9 protein-coding genes are annotated in these 15770 nt (G+C 66.8%); 2 read left to right on the plus strand and 7 right to left on the minus strand.

Going from position 1 to position 15770, the window contains the following annotated elements; all coding sequences use genetic code 11:
• Nucleotides 1–9: 9 nt before the first annotated feature.
• The 6 genes from HOP03_06280 to HOP03_06305 form a co-directional block, all read right to left on the minus strand.
• On the minus strand, nt 10–960 hold the full coding sequence (locus HOP03_06280; protein NOT87771.1) for a hypothetical protein: 951 nt from the start codon (nt 958–960) through the stop codon (nt 10–12).
• Nucleotides 961–1093: 133 nt separating this feature from the next.
• A complete protein-coding gene (locus HOP03_06285; protein ID NOT87772.1) occupies nt 1094–3190 on the minus strand; it encodes an ATP-binding cassette domain-containing protein in 2097 nt (698 codons plus the stop codon).
• Nucleotides 3187–4380, minus strand: a complete 1194-nt coding sequence (locus HOP03_06290) for an efflux RND transporter periplasmic adaptor subunit (protein NOT87773.1) — start codon at nt 4378–4380, stop codon at nt 3187–3189. Before HOP03_06290 ends, HOP03_06285 begins: the two co-directional genes overlap by 4 nt.
• Nucleotides 4380–6545 (minus strand): peptidase domain-containing ABC transporter, encoded by a 2166-nt coding sequence (locus HOP03_06295; protein ID NOT87774.1) that lies wholly within the window; start codon nt 6543–6545, stop codon nt 4380–4382. Before HOP03_06295 ends, HOP03_06290 begins: the two co-directional genes overlap by 1 nt.
• On the minus strand, nt 6542–9271 hold the full coding sequence (locus HOP03_06300) for a protein kinase/lanthionine synthetase C family protein (protein ID NOT87775.1): 2730 nt from the start codon (nt 9269–9271) through the stop codon (nt 6542–6544). Before HOP03_06300 ends, HOP03_06295 begins: the two co-directional genes overlap by 4 nt.
• 121 nt (nt 9272–9392) lie before the next feature.
• Complete coding sequence (locus HOP03_06305) at nt 9393–9578, minus strand: hypothetical protein (protein NOT87776.1); 186 nt, start codon at nt 9576–9578, stop codon at nt 9393–9395.
• Nucleotides 9579–10365: 787 nt separating this feature from the next.
• Between HOP03_06305 and htpG the strand changes: the two genes are divergently transcribed.
• Nucleotides 10366–12279 (plus strand): molecular chaperone HtpG, encoded by a 1914-nt coding sequence (gene htpG / locus HOP03_06310; GenBank protein NOT87777.1) that lies wholly within the window; start codon nt 10366–10368, stop codon nt 12277–12279.
• 97 nt (nt 12280–12376) lie between these two features.
• Here htpG and HOP03_06315 read toward each other — a convergent pair whose 3' ends face one another.
• Complete coding sequence (locus tag HOP03_06315) at nt 12377–14332, minus strand: hypothetical protein (GenBank protein ID NOT87778.1); 1956 nt, start codon at nt 14330–14332, stop codon at nt 12377–12379.
• Between the two features lie 525 nt (nt 14333–14857).
• On the opposite strand from HOP03_06315, the gene HOP03_06320 reads away from it, so the two are divergent.
• Nucleotides 14858–15652, plus strand: a complete 795-nt coding sequence (locus HOP03_06320) for a helix-turn-helix transcriptional regulator (GenBank protein ID NOT87779.1) — start codon at nt 14858–14860, stop codon at nt 15650–15652.
• Nucleotides 15653–15770: the final 118 nt, after the last annotated feature.

Raw genomic sequence — 15770 nt, forward strand, 5'->3', positions numbered from 1 at the left:
AGCCACGGATCAAAGGGCGTCCAGCGCCGCCACGCCGGTCCCCGTCAGCACCCGACGCAGTCCGGTATGCAGCGCAGCGGCTTGCGCCGCGAGCGCCGACTGCGCGCCAGGAGCGGACGCCGCGCCTGCACAGGTCGCCGCCAGCACGTCGCCTTCGGAGTAGCAGGCCGGGCACAGCGCGGCGGCGCCGTGCTGCTGGAGCCGTGCCAGACCGTCGTCGGTGAGCAAGCCGTACGTCAGGAACGCCTCGGCGGCGCCATCGGGCGCGCGCACTTCCACGTATTGGCCCAGCCGCAGCGGCGTCACGAGCGCGTCGAGCAGTTCGGCGGGCTTCCGGTCCGCATGGACCGGATTGGCGCTCGCGAGCAGCAGCCAGTCGCCAAGCCGCCGGGCCTGGTCGAGCATTTCCAGGGCCTCGCCGCGCAGCTGCCCTCCACCGCCGTGCGCCAGGAAACCGCTGGCGGATGCCGAAGGCACTGGCGCAGCGCTCAGGCGGAACGGCACCCGCAGCCGCTTGGCGGACCGCCAGCCCCGGTGCATCCGCGCATAGGCGATTTCGGCGACTGGCGACAGCGGCCCGCCGACAGCGGCACGCCGCAGCAACGCCCGCAGACCGACTTTGTGCAGGGCGAAATGCGCAATCCATGGCTCACCGCTCGCCGCGCCCGCCAGCTCGGCGGCATCGGCGCCGGCCAGCAGCGCTGCTTCGCCGGCCTCATCCAGTCGCTTCCACAGCAACGCGCCGGCCGGCCGGCCGTAGGTGTCGAAGTAGACCTCCACGCGCCCCTCGGCAAACGCATCGCAGAGTTGCCCGACATGCCAGCCGACACCGTGCGCGCCGGGCGGATTCTGCCCGGCCAGGCGCGGCAGCATCAGCCCGAGCAGCTGGCGCAGGCAGGCCGCCTTGTCCGAGGGGGCATCCAACGCGCGGCAGAGTTCCTCGAGTGTGTAGATGGTCATGCAGTCCTCGGCGCATCGAGACGGCCCGCGATCGCTGGAGGTGGCGCAGCCGGACCGACGGCCGACACCGGGCATCGTCCGCGCGGGCTGCCGGATGCATGGCGGGCATGGTCGGTGGACATTGGCGAAGTCTTCATTCGCGCGACAGGGCCTCCACCGGGCTCAGCGCCGCTGCGCGTTTGGCCGGCCAGGTTCCGGACAGGATTCCGACCAGCGCGGAGACGGTGAATGCGGCCACGAGGGCCGCCAGATCGACTTCCAGCCGCATCCGCGATTGGGCTGCGTTGGCGATCAGTGCGGCAACCGCGCACAGGACCAGGCTGATGACGCCACCGGCGCCGCACAGCAATACCGACTCGACCAGGAATTGGCTCCGGATGTCGGACTGCCTCGCGCCAATGGCCATGCGGATTCCGATCTCGCGGGTGCGCTCGGTGACCGACACCAGCATGATGTTCATGATCCCGATGCCGCCCACCAGCAGCGCGATCGCCGCCACCAGGCCGAGCACCAGCGCCAGCACCCCCATCACTTCGCGCAGCGCATTGATGTCGCTGGCGGCGTTCCAGGTCTCGAAATCCTCCGCGCCGTGCAGTGACTTGAGCCGTTCGGTGATGCGCCGCCGGAGGTTCTCCGCCTGTTCGGGATCGGTGATGACAACGGTGAACTCGCGGGTCTCGAAGCGCGTGTCGAGCTTGGCCGCAAAGGCGGAGTGCGGAATCAGGAGTTCGCCGGTCGACTCGCGCCCGAAATTGCTGCCCGAGGCCGGCTCGAACAGCCCGATCACGGTGAACGGCAGCAGGGCGGGCGAGGGTGGCGCCGGGTCGCTTGCGATACCGGACATGCCGGCTTCCGCCGTGGGCGAAGACTCCACGGTCTCCGCCGACAGGAAAATGGTGCGACCGATCACCCGCTCGCCTGGCCGGAACAGCGCTTCGCGGATCTTGTGGTCGATCACCACCACCTGCGCACCGTTGTCGAGTTCCACCGGCACGAACGTCCTGCCCTGCACGATGCTCAACCGGTTCACCTGCAGCGTCGACGACTGCGCGCCATGGACTTTGACGCGCGCGTCCTTCGCGCCCTGGCGCGCAGCCATGTCGCTTTTCATCTGGATCTGGACCGTCTTCACGCCATCCAGGCCGCGTACCGCATCGAGGTCCGAAGCGCTGAATGGCTGCGGCTGGCTACCGGGCGGCAGACGCGGGTTTCCGGTCCAGACCTTGATGCTGCTGTCGAAGAGCGCGCCCACTTCGTTGTCGATCGAGTGCTGCACCGCACCGCTGAGGGTCACCACGACCACCACGGCCGTGATCCCGATGCAAACCCCGATCAGCGACAGCACCGAGCGCAGCCTGTGCCCGAAGATCGCCTGAATCGCGGAGCGCAGCGCCTCGCGCGCGCGGCCGACCGCCTGTCGCCAGGCCGGGAGCAACCGCGTGACCCTCGCGGCGGAGGCGGCATCGTCCCAGGCGAACAAGGGTTCCGCGTCGGCGGCGGACACCGGCGCGATGGCGGCGTCCGGCGAACTCGATACCGCCTCATTGCGGCGATCGGCGACGATGCGGCCGTCGGAGATCTCGACGATGCGTTGCGCGCTCGCGGCAAGCCCTCGCGCATCGTGGGTGACGACGATGACGGTATGTCCCTGCCGGTTCAGCGCTTGCAGGATCCGCAGCATCTCCGCGCCCGACTGCGAGTCGAGCGCACCCGTCGGCTCGTCGGCGAGCAGCACCTGGCCACCATTCATCAGCGCGCGGGCGATGGACACCCGCTGTTGCTGGCCGCCGGACAGCTCGGTCGGCTTGTGCCGCAGGCGGTCCCCGAGTCCGAGCCGCTCCAGAAGCGTTCCCGCCCGCCTCGCGCGCTCGTCGGCCGGGACGCCCGCATAGATGGCGGGCAGCGCCACGTTCTCGATGGCGTCCTGGTGCGGCAGCAGGTTGTAGCGCTGGAAAATGAAGCCGAACGTCTCGCGCCGGATCCGGGCGAGCTCATCGGCATCGAGGCCGGCGGTGTCGTTGCCATCCAGCAGGTAGTGGCCGGCGCTGGGGCGGTCCAGGCAGCCCAGCAGGTTCATCAGCGTGCTCTTGCCGGAGCCCGAGGCACCGACGATGGCGACGAACTCCCCGCGTTCGATCGTCAGGTCCACGTCGACGAGCGCGCGCACTCTCTGCGTGCCGACGGCGTATTCGCGCGACACGCCGCGCAGCGCGATCAGCGGCGTGCTCATCCCGCCTCCGGTACCGCCTCGTCGCCCGGCGCCGCAGGTGTGTCGCGCGTCTGCTGGGCGCCGTCCGCAGGCGAAAGCAGCACCCGCTCGCCGGCCCGCAGTCCTTCCAGCACCTGGGTGCGGGTCGCATCCTGCAGACCGATGCGCACCGAGCGGCGCTTGGTGCCGCCCTCGGCGGTCCAGGTGAACACCTCGTAGCGGCCATCGTCGCGGCGGTCGCCCAACGCGATCGACGGGATCGTCGGCGTGGCATCGATGGCGCCGCTCTCGATGAGCACACGCACCGTCATCTGCGGCAACAGGACCCGGCCCGGGTTCTCGACCTCGAACAGCACGTTGTAGAACGACGCGTTGCCGCTCTTCTCCGGCACCGGCTGGATCACACGCACGTGGCCCCGCAGCGGCTGGCCCAGGCCGGACAGCGTGGTGAAGGAGGCCGCTTGGCCGACCTTGACCTTGAGCACGTCGGCCTCGGCCACCTTGGTGCGCACGGTCATGCGATCGATGTCGGCCAGCGTCAGCAGCACCGGGGTGGTCTGGCTGGCGTTGACGGTCTGTCCCTGCGCCACCACGATGTTGACGACAACGCCATCCATGGGCGCGGTGATCGCCGTACGCGACAACGCCAACCGGCGCTTGGCCAGCTCGGCATTGAGTCGGTCGAGCGTGGCGAACCGCCCCTTGTAGTCGGCGCTCAGGCTGCGCAGCTCGGCTTCCGCGTCATCCAGCGCAGCCTGCGACACCAGGCGGCCCTCGAACAGCTGGCGGTAGCGGCGGGCGTTGGCCTCGGCACGCTGGCGCAGTGCGTTGGTGGATTCCATGGCGCTGCGCTGCTCGGCGACGGCGGCTTCGGCCACCTGTACATCGCTCTGGGCGGTATCGGGATCGATGCTGACCAGCAGCTGGCCCGCGCGCACGGTCTGGCCGAGCTCGATGTGGATCGCCCTCACCTGGCCGCTGACCTGGGCGCCGACATCGACCTCGGTGCTTGGCGTCAGCACGCCGGCGGCCTGCACCATCTGCCGCACGCCGGCGGTGGTGACCTCCGCGGTCTCTGGCGGCTCCGCGGAATCCGAATCGAGCAGCGACATCGCAGCCGCGATGGCCGCGGTCGCAGCGACAGCGACCCAGAAGAGTCGGCGCGGCCGGAGCCAGGCGCGCCAGCGGGAGGGGCGTGGGTCGGAGGTCATCATGCGGTCGAAAGCTCGGCGAGTGCGGCGGTGCCGCCTTCAAGGGGGGACAGGGTGCCACCATCCAGCCGCAGCACGCGATGGGCATCGCGGATGGTCGCGGGGCGGTGGGCGACGACGATCCTCGTCAGCGCCATGGCGCTGAGTTCGCGGCTGACGATCTGCTCGGCGACCAGGTCGAGGTGGCTGGTGGCCTCATCGAGCACCAGCACACGCGGCTGGCGATAGATCGCGCGGGCCAGGATGATCCGCTGCCGCTGGCCACCGGACAGGCTGCTGCCGAGGTCGCCGACCTCGGTGTCGAAGCCCAGCGGCAGCTGTATCACGTCATTGAGGATGCAGGCCTTGCGCGCGGCGTCCTCCATGCGGGCGGTGTCCGGTTCGGCCTCGAAGAAGCAGATGTTCTGCGCGACCGAGCCCGACAGCAGCAGATCGTCCTGCATCACCGCCGCCACCGCCCTGCGGTACGCAGCGATCCCCGAGGCCTCGATGGGCTTGCCTTGGTACAGCACTGCGCCGCGCGTGGGCGGCATCAGCCCGAGCAGCACTTTGAGCAGTGTCGACTTGCCGGAGCCGCTCGGACCGACGATCGCCAGCATTTCGCCCGCGTCGACGCGCAGCTGCACGCCGCGGAGAATCCACGGTTCGGTGTCGGCGTAGCGGAACCAGACATCGCGCAGCTCCAAGGTCGGCGAACCGCCAGCATCGCAGTCGCCCGACGCATGCGCAGGCACCGTTCCGGGCGTCGACGCGGCCTCGTCCGGCACCTCGGCATCGACGCACTCGGGCGTTTCATCGGCGATATCGGCCAGACGCTCGAAGTGAAGCGTGAGCATGCGGAAGTCGCTGGCGTGATCGATGAAACGGCTCATCCTGGCGGTGAACTGGGCCTTGTAGGCCACGAAGGCGACCAGCATGCCGACCGTCATCCCCGCGCCCGGCGCGATCACCATCGCGGCGCCGAAGTAGAACACGGCGACAGTCTCGAGGCCGAAGATCAACGTGCTCAGGGCACCGAGCGTGCTGGTGAGCGTCGCGACGCGCGTGCGCCGCTCGCGCACCTCGCCGGCCAGCACCGCCCAGCGCGCGCCGCGTTCGCGCTCGACACCGAACAGCTTTAGCGGGGTGATCGCGCGCAGCGTCTCGACCAGGTGCGCTTGCTCCTTGCCGCTGAAGGCGAAGCCCTCCTCCGACGCCTGCAGCATCGGTTGCCAGGTCACCCAGCGCACTGCGGCGTAAGCGCCCACCGCCAGCACCACGATACCCGCGAGCAGCGGCGAGTAATGCAGCATGATGGCCAGCGCCGCCAGGCCGAACAGTGCGTCCAGCACCGCCTCCAGCGCAGTGGACGTGAGCGTGCGGCGGATATCCTCGGTGGCGTTGAACCGGCTGATCACGTCGCCCAGGTGGCGATGCGCGAAAAAACGCACCGGCAGCCGGATCAGATGATCGAAGATGCGGCGCTTCCATTCGAACGAAAGCGTTTCGCCGAAGCGCACGGCGAGACGGCCGCGAGCCCAGCCGAGCATGGACTGGAGCGCGAAGAACGCAGCGAACGTCAGCGCAAGCACGTTCAACAGCTCCACCTGCTTCTGCCCGATGACGCGGTCCACCACCCATTGGCCGAGCAACGGCGCCGTGAGCGCCGCCACCTCCAGCCCGAGCGAGATCAGCAGCAACAGCCCGACCGAGCGGCCGAAGCCCGGAGTCGCCGCAACGTAGCGCCGCAGGGTCAGGCTGGGCGGTATGCGGGTCAGCGTCGGCTCGCCATCGGGCCACAGCTCCATGGCATAGCCGGTGAAACCGCGCGCAAGCTGCGCCGGGGTCAGCACCCGGCGACCCACGGCGGGATCGAGCACGACCACATCGCCCCGACGGCCGACCGACTGCAGCACGACGAAGTGGCGGTGCTCCCAGTGCAGGATGGCCGGCAAGCGCAGCTCGCCGAGGTCGGCCGGTGCCACCTCCACCGCTTGCGCGGCGAGCCCCAACGCGCCCGCGTCCTGCAACAGTCGCGCGAACGAGGTGCCCCGACTCGCCGATGGCAGCTGCCGGCGCAGGTCTCGAAGCGTGAATCGACGGCCATGGGCGGACGCCACCATGGCCAGTGCGGCCAAGCCGCATTCGCCGGACTCGGCCTGCCTGACAAGCCGTACGCGCGTCACCGCGATGGTTCCTGCCCGGCAAGCGCACTCGGCGACGGGGCTTCGGCCGGCAGCAGTTCATCGAGGCTGAAGTGGAACGCCTCGCGGCCATGCAGCAGACGATCCAGCAACAGGGCGACGCCCGCAGTGCCATCGATGTAGGTCGCGGAGACGGTACCGCCCAGCCGGGCGGGCATTGCCGCGCCGCCGTGGGCGGCGACGCGGAAGTGACGCAGCGCCCCGGCGGTGCGCCAGGCCAGATCGGCATAGTCGGGACGCGCAAGGAAGGTCGCCGCGTCGAGCAGGCAGTGGGTCAGGCCCGCCAGCCCGGGGCCCAGTCCGGCACAGACGGTGTAACGCTGCGCCACGGTCGGCAGCGCTTCATGGATGAACTGCTCGAGCGCGGCGTCGCCGGTGAGACGGTGCAGCCGCAGCGCGACGCTGACGATGCCGGCCGTGCCCACTTCCAGATAGGGGTAGATGATGCTTGCATCGCCGCCCGTGGCCTGCTTCGGGAATCCGATCGAAACGCCGACCTTTCGGGAAAAGCCCAGATCGTGGCGCAGCCCGGCGAGCGCGGTGTCGAGCAGAACGGGGTCGCCCAGCGCGCAGTACGCGTAGGCCAGGAACAAGGCGATCCCGGTCGCGCCGTCGTGCAGACCGATCCGCAACGGCTCGCCGCTCGATTCCGTGGCCCCGGGCCAAGCCACGGTGGCGCCCTTCCATCGGGCGTCCTCGACCAGCACCGCGCAGATCTCGCGAACGCGGCGCAATGCGAGCTCGTCGCCGGTGCGCCGCCAGAGGCGCAACGACACCAGCCCGATCCCCGCCAATCCGTAGCCGAGCGAGCAGTCCGCGTACAGCAGCGGATGGTCGTCGCAGGCGGCCAGCAGCGTGGTGGCGGCCAGGTCGTCGCCCGCCTCCATGCAGGTCCAGGCACCGCCCACCAGCCCGTTCAACAAGCCGGGGGTCTCGGCTCCGGCCAGCAATCGTCGGTACACATGTCGGGCAAGGTCCCGGCCTGTGGGCATCCCCAACCTGCACTGCACGAAGGCGATACCGGCGAGGCCGTGGTCGAAGGCGAGCAGTTTGTCCTCGTGGCCGGGATCCATCCCGAACAGCGGCTCCGCACGCGACAGGTCGACGTGCTCGCGCAGGAAGCCCGAGAGGTCGGCGAACAACGCCTGCAATTCCGCGCGCTCCGAATGTCGCGGCGCATCTTCCATCGCATGCGCGCGCGTCGCGTCGCTTCCGCGCAACAGCGCAAGCGCGTCCTGCAGGCTTTCGGCATCACCGGAAAGCAACCGCTTCGACGCGGCACCGTACGCGGGATCCAGACCGTAGTCCCGCTCGAGCGATCCGAACACCAGGTCGGCAAAGCCGTCCACAAGCGGCAGGTTGCAGGCGCTGGGGCAGAGCATCGCCAGCAGCACCGCGCCGATGCCGATCACGTCGTCGCGCAGTTCCGCGACGGGACGGTTGAGGCGTTCGTTGAATGCGTAGCCGGGAGTGAACGCGTTGTGGCCCCGGTCGATGGCCGGGCGGAACGCGGTCTCGAAGTCGATCAGCACGAAGCGGCCGGTCGACTCGTGTTCGATGATGTTGTTCGTTGAAACGTCGCCATACACGACGCCGCGCGCGTGCATCGCCTGGACCTTGCCGATCAGATCGATGGCGACGCGATGCGCCAGTCCGAACCATGCGCCCAGGTCGGCTGCGGTCGACTGCGAATGCAGCGTCGCGCATTTGCCGACGATGATCTGGCGCAGGCTGCGCCCCGGCACATGGCTGATGACCAGGAACGAATGGCGCCATTCCTCGAAGAAATCGATGGCGCGCGGCGCAAGGTCCAGCCCGTCGAGCGTGCGAAGGACTTCGTATTCGCGCCGCCGCCGTACGACGGCATCCTGGCCATGGAGGTCGGGATCGGTGAACGGACGCGCCTCGCGCAGCACGAGCTGCTCGCCGCTCTCGCGGTCCCGCGCCAGATACACACCGCCGATGTTGCTCTGCTTCAGCACGCCGAGCACTTCGTAGCGACCGTTCAGCAGGACCGGACCTGCGACATCTTCCGACGGATCTTCCGTCCCGCTTGCCGGCGGGCCGTCGGCCGTCTCCGTGGACGCGTCCGCATCGAGGACGCAGGACGGCGTGCGCGCGAACGGCGGCACGACGAAGTTGGGCAGCCGCTGATCCTCGACGAAGCGGTAGTTGCCGTCCAGGACCAGGCTCTTGCGCTCGTGGAAGACGTTGACTTCGGAGAAGTTGTGGAAGCCCCCGTAACGGTAGGACAGCACCGACGAGTCCTTGTACGGGCTGTCCGAAAGGACGTAGGGGCCGCGCAGATCGCCGCAGGCGGCGTGCAGCGTCTCCAGCAGTTCGCCGAACAACTCGTCCGACGAAGGATAGATGGTGATGAACTTCCCGCCGGTTTGACGCGGGACGTTCTTGGACAGCAGGCGCAGATGGCGCGCAGGGTCCGCGGCGAACTTGAATTCCGTCTGTCGCGCAGGCGCGATGGCGGTGACGATCTCGAGCGCGCGGACGGCATCCTCGAGCGTTGCGGAGAGATGGATCTTCCAGCCCTGGGTGAGACGACTGGGGATCGGGCTGACCACCTGGGTCCACATGTGGCCGGTCAGGAGACGCCAACGCCGCGGCAGGCGCGGCAGCACTACCGATCGGTAGTCTGCTTCCGGTTGATAGGCGGTATCGGGTTGATGGAAGAGCTGAACGGGGTGCGACATGCGGTACGACTCGGCGGCACAGTCATCGATAGGCCACGACATGAATGTCGTGGACGCGGCATATCCGGTCGGTGGACGTCAGGAAAGCCATTGGCGGCGCCGCCAATGGCCCTCTTTTGAATCAGCGGCAGCTCTGGCTGGAGGTGCTCCATTCGCTGCTGCCGACGCCACCGCAACCGCTGCTCCAGGTGCTCCAATCCATCGGCGATGCATCCATGCCGAAGGCTTCACCACCGCGGATGTCATTCAGTTTCTGCAGGGCGAGAACCTTCACCTTCTGGGCCTGTTGCGAGACTTCATTCTTCATGGAATTGCTCCTTGGTATATGAGGCGTTGAGAAAACGAATGGAGCGAAAGCTCCATCGGTTGGCATGGACGCGCCAACGCGGGGCAGCAGATCGACGGTGTCGGTCCGCTGGCATCAGGTCAGGAGAGAATCAACTCGGGAGGACTTCAATTCGTTGCGACAGTCGACCTTCGCAAGCCAGCGTGCTTGGCGGTGAAACGGGTCGACTCAAGACGGTAATTCATCGCATTCATCCCTAAATGTTCTAGAGCAACGCAGCTCTTGGGCAGTAGCACCCATCCTTCTTCGGAGGACCGGCCCGATCATGCTCGGAGCCGGCCCTGCGGAATTCTTGCAGCCCGAGCATAGGAAATTTGAACAGCCGCTACAAGGGCTGTGGGCCGAAAGCTTGACGGGGCCCGTCCGGGGCGATCCGCCCGGGGCGAATCGCCCGCACGCATCAGCGGGATCTTCGGGCCGTACATCACGGCAACCACGGGTGCATGCGAACGCCGACAGACCGGGTCCGCAGACTGCGTCCGTGCCCTGGCGCCAGACGGATATCTTCCTCGCGATGGAGGCCCGATCGTCCAACCAGCGCCTCGCCGGCCTGATCGGATCCGATCGCATCCACACCACACCGTCCTTGCGGCGTTCGAGCACGACGCGAGCCATGGGGCGACTGCACTCGTCTCCCGCAAGCGGGACGCGACGGTACCGGCTCCTCCCCGCGACTTGAAACCGCCCGAATCGCGCCCATCCTTGCGCCATCGCCAGACACGCATTCACACGCAAGGACACCCTACGGATGAGCACCGACACCCCCGCCGCGACCCCCACGGTCGAAACCCATGCCTTCCAGGCCGATGTGCAGCAGGTGCTGCAACTGGTCATCCATTCGCTGTACTCGAACAAGGACATCTTCCTGCGCGAGCTGGTATCCAACGCTTCCGACGCCTGCGAGAAGCTGCGCTTCGAGGCCATCGCAGCGCCTGAGCTGCTGGGTGACGGTGGCGATCTGGCGATCGACCTGGCGGTCGACGCCGACGCGCAGACGCTGATCCTGCGCGACAACGGCATCGGCATGTCGCACGACGAGCTGGTGCAGAACCTCGGCACGGTCGCGCATTCCGGCACGCGCCGGTTCCTCGACAGCATCGCTGCCGGGCAGAAGGTGGACGCGCAGCTGATCGGCCAGTTCGGCGTCGGCTTCTACTCGGCCTTCATCGTCGCCGACAGCATCGCCGTCACCAGCCGCCGCGCCGGCCACGACGACGCCTGGACCTGGCGTTCGACCGGCGACGGCCAGTTCAGCATCGAGCCCGCACCCGCCGACACCCCGCGCGGCACCACCCTGCAACTGCATATCCGCGAAGACGCCGGCGATTACCTGCAGCCGTGGAAGCTGCGCTCGCTGGTGCGCACGTATTCCGATCACGTCGGTTTCCCGATCCGCATGGCGAAGCCGGCGGCGAACGAAGACGGCGAGGCTGAAGCCGCGACCGAGCTTGAAGTCGTCAATCAGGCCTCGGCGCTGTGGACCCGGCCGAAGAACGAATTGTCGGACGACGATTACAAGGCTTTCTACAAACACGTGTCGCACGATTTCGCCGACCCGCTGGCGTGGACCCACAACCGGGTCGAAGGCAACCAGAACTTCACCTCGCTGCTGTTCCTGCCCGAGCACGCGCCGTTCGATTTCCAGTACAGCCGCGACGAGCGCAAGGGCCTGAAGCTCTACATCAAGCGGATCTTCATCATGGACGCCGCCGAGCAGATGCTGCCGGCGTATCTGCGCTTCGCGAGCGGCGTGATCGATTCCGACGATCTGCCGCTGAACGTCAGCCGCGAGCTGCTGCAGGAAAGCAAGCAGGTCGAACGCATCAAGGGCGCGCTGACCAAGCGCGTGCTGGACATGATCGAGAAGATCGCGCGCGACGAGCCCGAAAAGTACATCGGCTTCTGGAACGCCTTCGGCGCGACGCTGAAGGAAGGCGTGGCCGAGGACGCGACCAATCGCGAGCGCGTGCTCAAACTGCTGCGCTTCCCGACCACGCGCAGCGAGGCCGCCGACCAGCGCGTGTCGCTGGACGACTACATCGGGCGCATGGCCGGGCTGCAGGAAGACATCTACTACATCACCGCCGAGAGCTGGAACGCGGCGCGCAACCATCCGAAGCTCGAAGCGCTGAAGGCGCGCGGCATCGAAGTGCTGCTGATGCACGAACGCATCGACGACTGGATGTCCGGCTACCTGCACGAATACGCCGGCAAGAAACTGCGCAACGTCGCCAAGGGCGAGATCGATCTGGACCAGCTCGGCGACGCGCAGGACAAGGCCAGGCAGGAGGAAACCGCCAAGGCCGCCGCGCCACTGGTCGAACGCATCAAGGCCGCGTTGGGCGACAAGGTGAAGGATGTGCGCGTGTCCAACCGCCTGGTCGATTCCGCCGCGTGTCTGGTCGTGGACGAATACGACATGTCGCTGCAGATGCAGCGGCTGTTCCAGGCCGCCGGTCAGGCCGCGCCGCCGTCGCAACCGATCCTGGAGATCAACCCGGAACACGCCCTGCTGCAGCGTCTGCATGCCGCGCCGGACGACGATGCGCGCACCGCCGATTACGCCACGCTGCTGTTCGAACAGGCGATGCTCGCCGAAGGCGGCCATCTGGACGACCCGGCCGCGTTCATCGCGCGGATGAACCGGTTGCTGGTGGGCTGAGCGAACGGATCAATCCTCGCCGTCTCGCTCTGCGGCGGCGAGGTCGGCCTCCGGGATGGCATACCATTCCGGAGGCGCGCGCAGTATCTGATGCGCTTTACTGCGCGCGTGCCGTCGTTGCGACCATCGGCTGGAGGTTGTTGTTCGGCGAAATCAGCGCTTGCTGGCGCTGCTCTTCCAAAGCCGCGTCCGCTTTCTTGGTCGATTCCTCGACCGACGTGGTCACCGCCACCTCGAGCGGCACGCTCACACGTTTGCTCGACGGATCTGTCGGGTTGCCTTCGATCGCGATCAGCGTATCGTTCCGATTGTTCAGCACCACCGTGTTGATGTTGTTGAGCGGGGGAGGCCCCTCCATGGCGGCGGCGGTCACGGCGGCGGCGGCGCGACTGCGGTCGTTCTCGCTCATGCTGCCCCATGGAATATTCGTTCTCGCCGGGTCCGCCATGGCATTCCACACTTCGCTGTAGGTCGGAAAAGCAGGATGTGTGGATGCGGACATCGGCAATGTGCCCACCACACGGTCGTTAGGCACCAACTCAGGCGGATACATGCCAATCGGCGTACCGTAGGCATCCGCAGCAAGCACTTTCTCGGTTTGCAGCGGCGGTTGGGGCTCGGTCTTCTCCACCGGGGGAAACGAACCGGATTCGCACGTCACTTGGCGTACCGTGGAGATTCCTTGGTGCATGCTTCCGCTAGGGACGCTTTCCGGCGACGAGACTTCGACCGGTGAGAGATTGAACGTGCACCCTTTTTCCTGCTCTTGCTTCGGATCGTACAGGTTGCCGGCGATCGCCCACGAATCGGCAACCGGAGCCGGTTCGGGGCTCGCCGTGCGATAGCGGGTGTTTTCGGCAAGGTCCTCGTCCTTCGGCCGGTAGTAGCCCAGTGACGGCGGATCTGAAAAGCGATCGCCGCGCTCCCTGAATTCATCGTTGTCGTACAGATACGGTCCCGGGAAGTGCATATGCGAATCGTGGATGACATTGGTGCTGCCCAGGCCAAGATTCGTGTCCTCCGGCTTCAAGGACAGCAGCGGTTTCTCGAAGTCCACCAGATCATTGATGTAGTTCTTCGCCATGTTGGTGTAACGGACACCCAGACCGTTCGCGTAATACGCGTCTCCGAGATCGCCGTGCGCACCGGGAACCTCGAGATTCGCTCGCGTTTTGTCGGCGCTGAGACCTTCCTCGATATGTTCCGTGCCCTCGAACGCCCGCCTGGTCTCATCCCGGGCCGAGAGCTGTAAACCCCCGACCACGGTAGGCGCCAAGCCATAGGGTTGACCTCCGCCGATCCACCCGCCGTCTTTGAGGTCGCCTTCGGACACAGGGTCGATGCCGATGTACGCTTGCTTCACGTCATCGCCCTTGGCGATGCCTGGTTCTTCTTTGTTGAACTTGATGCTCCCAGCTTTTACAAGGCCATCGTCCAGGGTCTCATAAGTAAAGTCGTCAGGATCATGAATCCCGCGCTCATGCACGAGATGGCCGAGCAGTGCCGCTTCTTCCGCGCCGCGGCTGAAGCCCATGGAGGCAAGACTGATTTCCGCTTCCGGGTACTTATCCTTCCATGCGGCGGCTTGTTTGCAGAACTCCACGTACATGGTTTCGGCCCGATCATCGGCCGAATAGCCTTCCGCGCCATCAGCCATGTTGTCGTAAGTTCTGGTCTGGGTGCCCGTGACGTACGCGGCGGCGATATGGGGGTCGCCGTAACCGGCTTTGATTTGGCGGTCGAGCTCTTCGTAGATCTGCGCTACGCCCGTGGGCGCGAAATTCTGGTCGTGCCTGTCGTTGCCCGTTCCGTCGAGGAAAGCGAAGAACACGAAGGCGTTGGGGTCGTCCTTGCCGGCCAGGACCGGGACTTGCATCTCGGCTTGCAGGCGCTTTCTGTCTTCGATCAGCGCAACATCGTTCGCTTTGATCCCTGCGTAAGGGCTGCCGTCCAAGGTCGCCTTGGCCCCCGTTTCGGGGTCGATCACATACGGATGCCCATGGACGAGGTCCGCCTCCGGTACCTTCCCGAGTTTCTCTTCTTCCGTCGCCATCCGATAATCCTCTCGCCAGCCGTTCAGCCATCAAAACGCGCGTCCAGAATCTACCCGAATCCATCTCGTTTCGCACATGTGCTCTTGAGCGCTTGCTTTGCCGCAGCGAACCCTCGCCGCTGTTCGAACAGGCGATGCTCGCCGAAGGCGGGCATCTGGACGACCCGGCCGCGTTCATCGCGCGGATGAACCGGTTGTTGGTGGGGTGAGTTGAGGGCTGCGGTATCCGCTTTTTTCCAGCATTTCAAGAAAACGTCGTCATCCCCGCGAACGCGGGGATCCAGTGACTTCCAGCTTCCGCGCAGCGCAAAGACACTGGGTTCCGCGTTCGCGGGAACGACGGGTAAAAGTACGATTCGCGCCAATCACAACGCTCCGGTTGATTGTCTAGGGGAATAAAGTGGGGATACCTCGGGCCGGGGGTCATGCCGCCTCGCGGCGGATGACCAACGACACGGGAACCCCGGCCGCGATGCGCGCAGACTGCAGCGCATATCTCCCATCCGGGTTCCCGCCGTCGCCACGATGAAGATCTTCCGCAAGGGCATGTTCTACGGCGACGTCGCGCGGCGGCGGCGCGTCGGTGCGATCGAACTCGCCGAAATGCAGCCGACCGTGCCCGAGCACGAGATGGAAGCGCACAGTCACGACGATGCGCATTTCGTGCTGGTGCTGGCCGGAAAGTACGTCAGCAGCGCGCACGGCATGCCGGCGGTCTGCGCGTCGCCGGCGCTGGTCTACAACCCGCCGGGCACGACGCATCGCGACTGTTTCCGTGGACTGCAAGGTCGCTTCTTCACCGTCTCGATACCGGCCGCCGCCATCGCCGGCCGCGCATTGCCCACGCGCGCGCTCCGTTCCGACGCCTTCTCCGTACGCCACGCCCATGCGCTGCGCGATGCGCTGCATATCGACGACGACGCGTCCGCGCTGCAGATCGAGACCGGACTCGAAACCCTGCTCGACAGTCTGCAGCAGCGTCAGCGGATCGAACGCAACGATGGCCCCGCGTGGCTGGCGCGCGCCCGCGACCGGCTGCGCGACGACTGTACGCAATCGCCGCGCATCGACGAACTGGCACGGTTGGCCGGCGTGCATCCGGTGGCGTTCGCACGCACGTTCCGCCGCCGCTACGGCCGTTCTCCGGGCGAATACCTGCGCGAATGCCGGCTGGAACGCGCCGCCGCGCTGCTGCACGACCGCAAGCGCCCGCTGCTCGATATCGCCGCGACGGCCGGCTTCAGCGACCAGAGCCACTTCAGCCGCGCGTTCCGGCAACGCTTCGGCTGCACGCCTACGGACTACCGGCGCCTGCGTTGAAATCCAGTCGCAATGGTTCGATCCGTACAAATCGCGCACGCGCTTTGCTGCTAGTGTGGTGTCTCGAAAAAATTGAACTTGCGTGCGACTTGCGTGAAGCGGCTTCCGAGAACTTCCG

The sequence above is a fragment of the Lysobacter sp. genome, from assembly GCA_013141175.1.
Taxonomy (GTDB): domain Bacteria; phylum Pseudomonadota; class Gammaproteobacteria; order Xanthomonadales; family Xanthomonadaceae; genus Lysobacter_I.

Bases quoted from the DNA above. Each gene is read 5' to 3' on its own strand.
- htpG (NOT87777.1), top strand. From the start codon at position 10,366: ATGAGCACCGACACCCCCGCCGCGACCCCCACGGTCGAAACCCATGCC.
- HOP03_06300 (NOT87775.1), bottom strand. From the start codon at position 9,271: ATGTCGCACCCCGTTCAGCTCTTCCATCAACCCGATACCGCCTATCAA.
- HOP03_06305 (NOT87776.1), bottom strand. From the start codon at position 9,578: ATGAAGAATGAAGTCTCGCAACAGGCCCAGAAGGTGAAGGTTCTCGCC.
- HOP03_06285 (NOT87772.1), bottom strand. From the start codon at position 3,190: ATGAGCACGCCGCTGATCGCGCTGCGCGGCGTGTCGCGCGAATACGCC.
- HOP03_06320 (NOT87779.1), top strand. From the start codon at position 14,858: ATGAAGATCTTCCGCAAGGGCATGTTCTACGGCGACGTCGCGCGGCGG.
- HOP03_06280 (NOT87771.1), bottom strand. From the start codon at position 960: ATGACCATCTACACACTCGAGGAACTCTGCCGCGCGTTGGATGCCCCC.
- HOP03_06315 (NOT87778.1), bottom strand. From the start codon at position 14,332: ATGGCGACGGAAGAAGAGAAACTCGGGAAGGTACCGGAGGCGGACCTC.
- HOP03_06290 (NOT87773.1), bottom strand. From the start codon at position 4,380: ATGACCTCCGACCCACGCCCCTCCCGCTGGCGCGCCTGGCTCCGGCCG.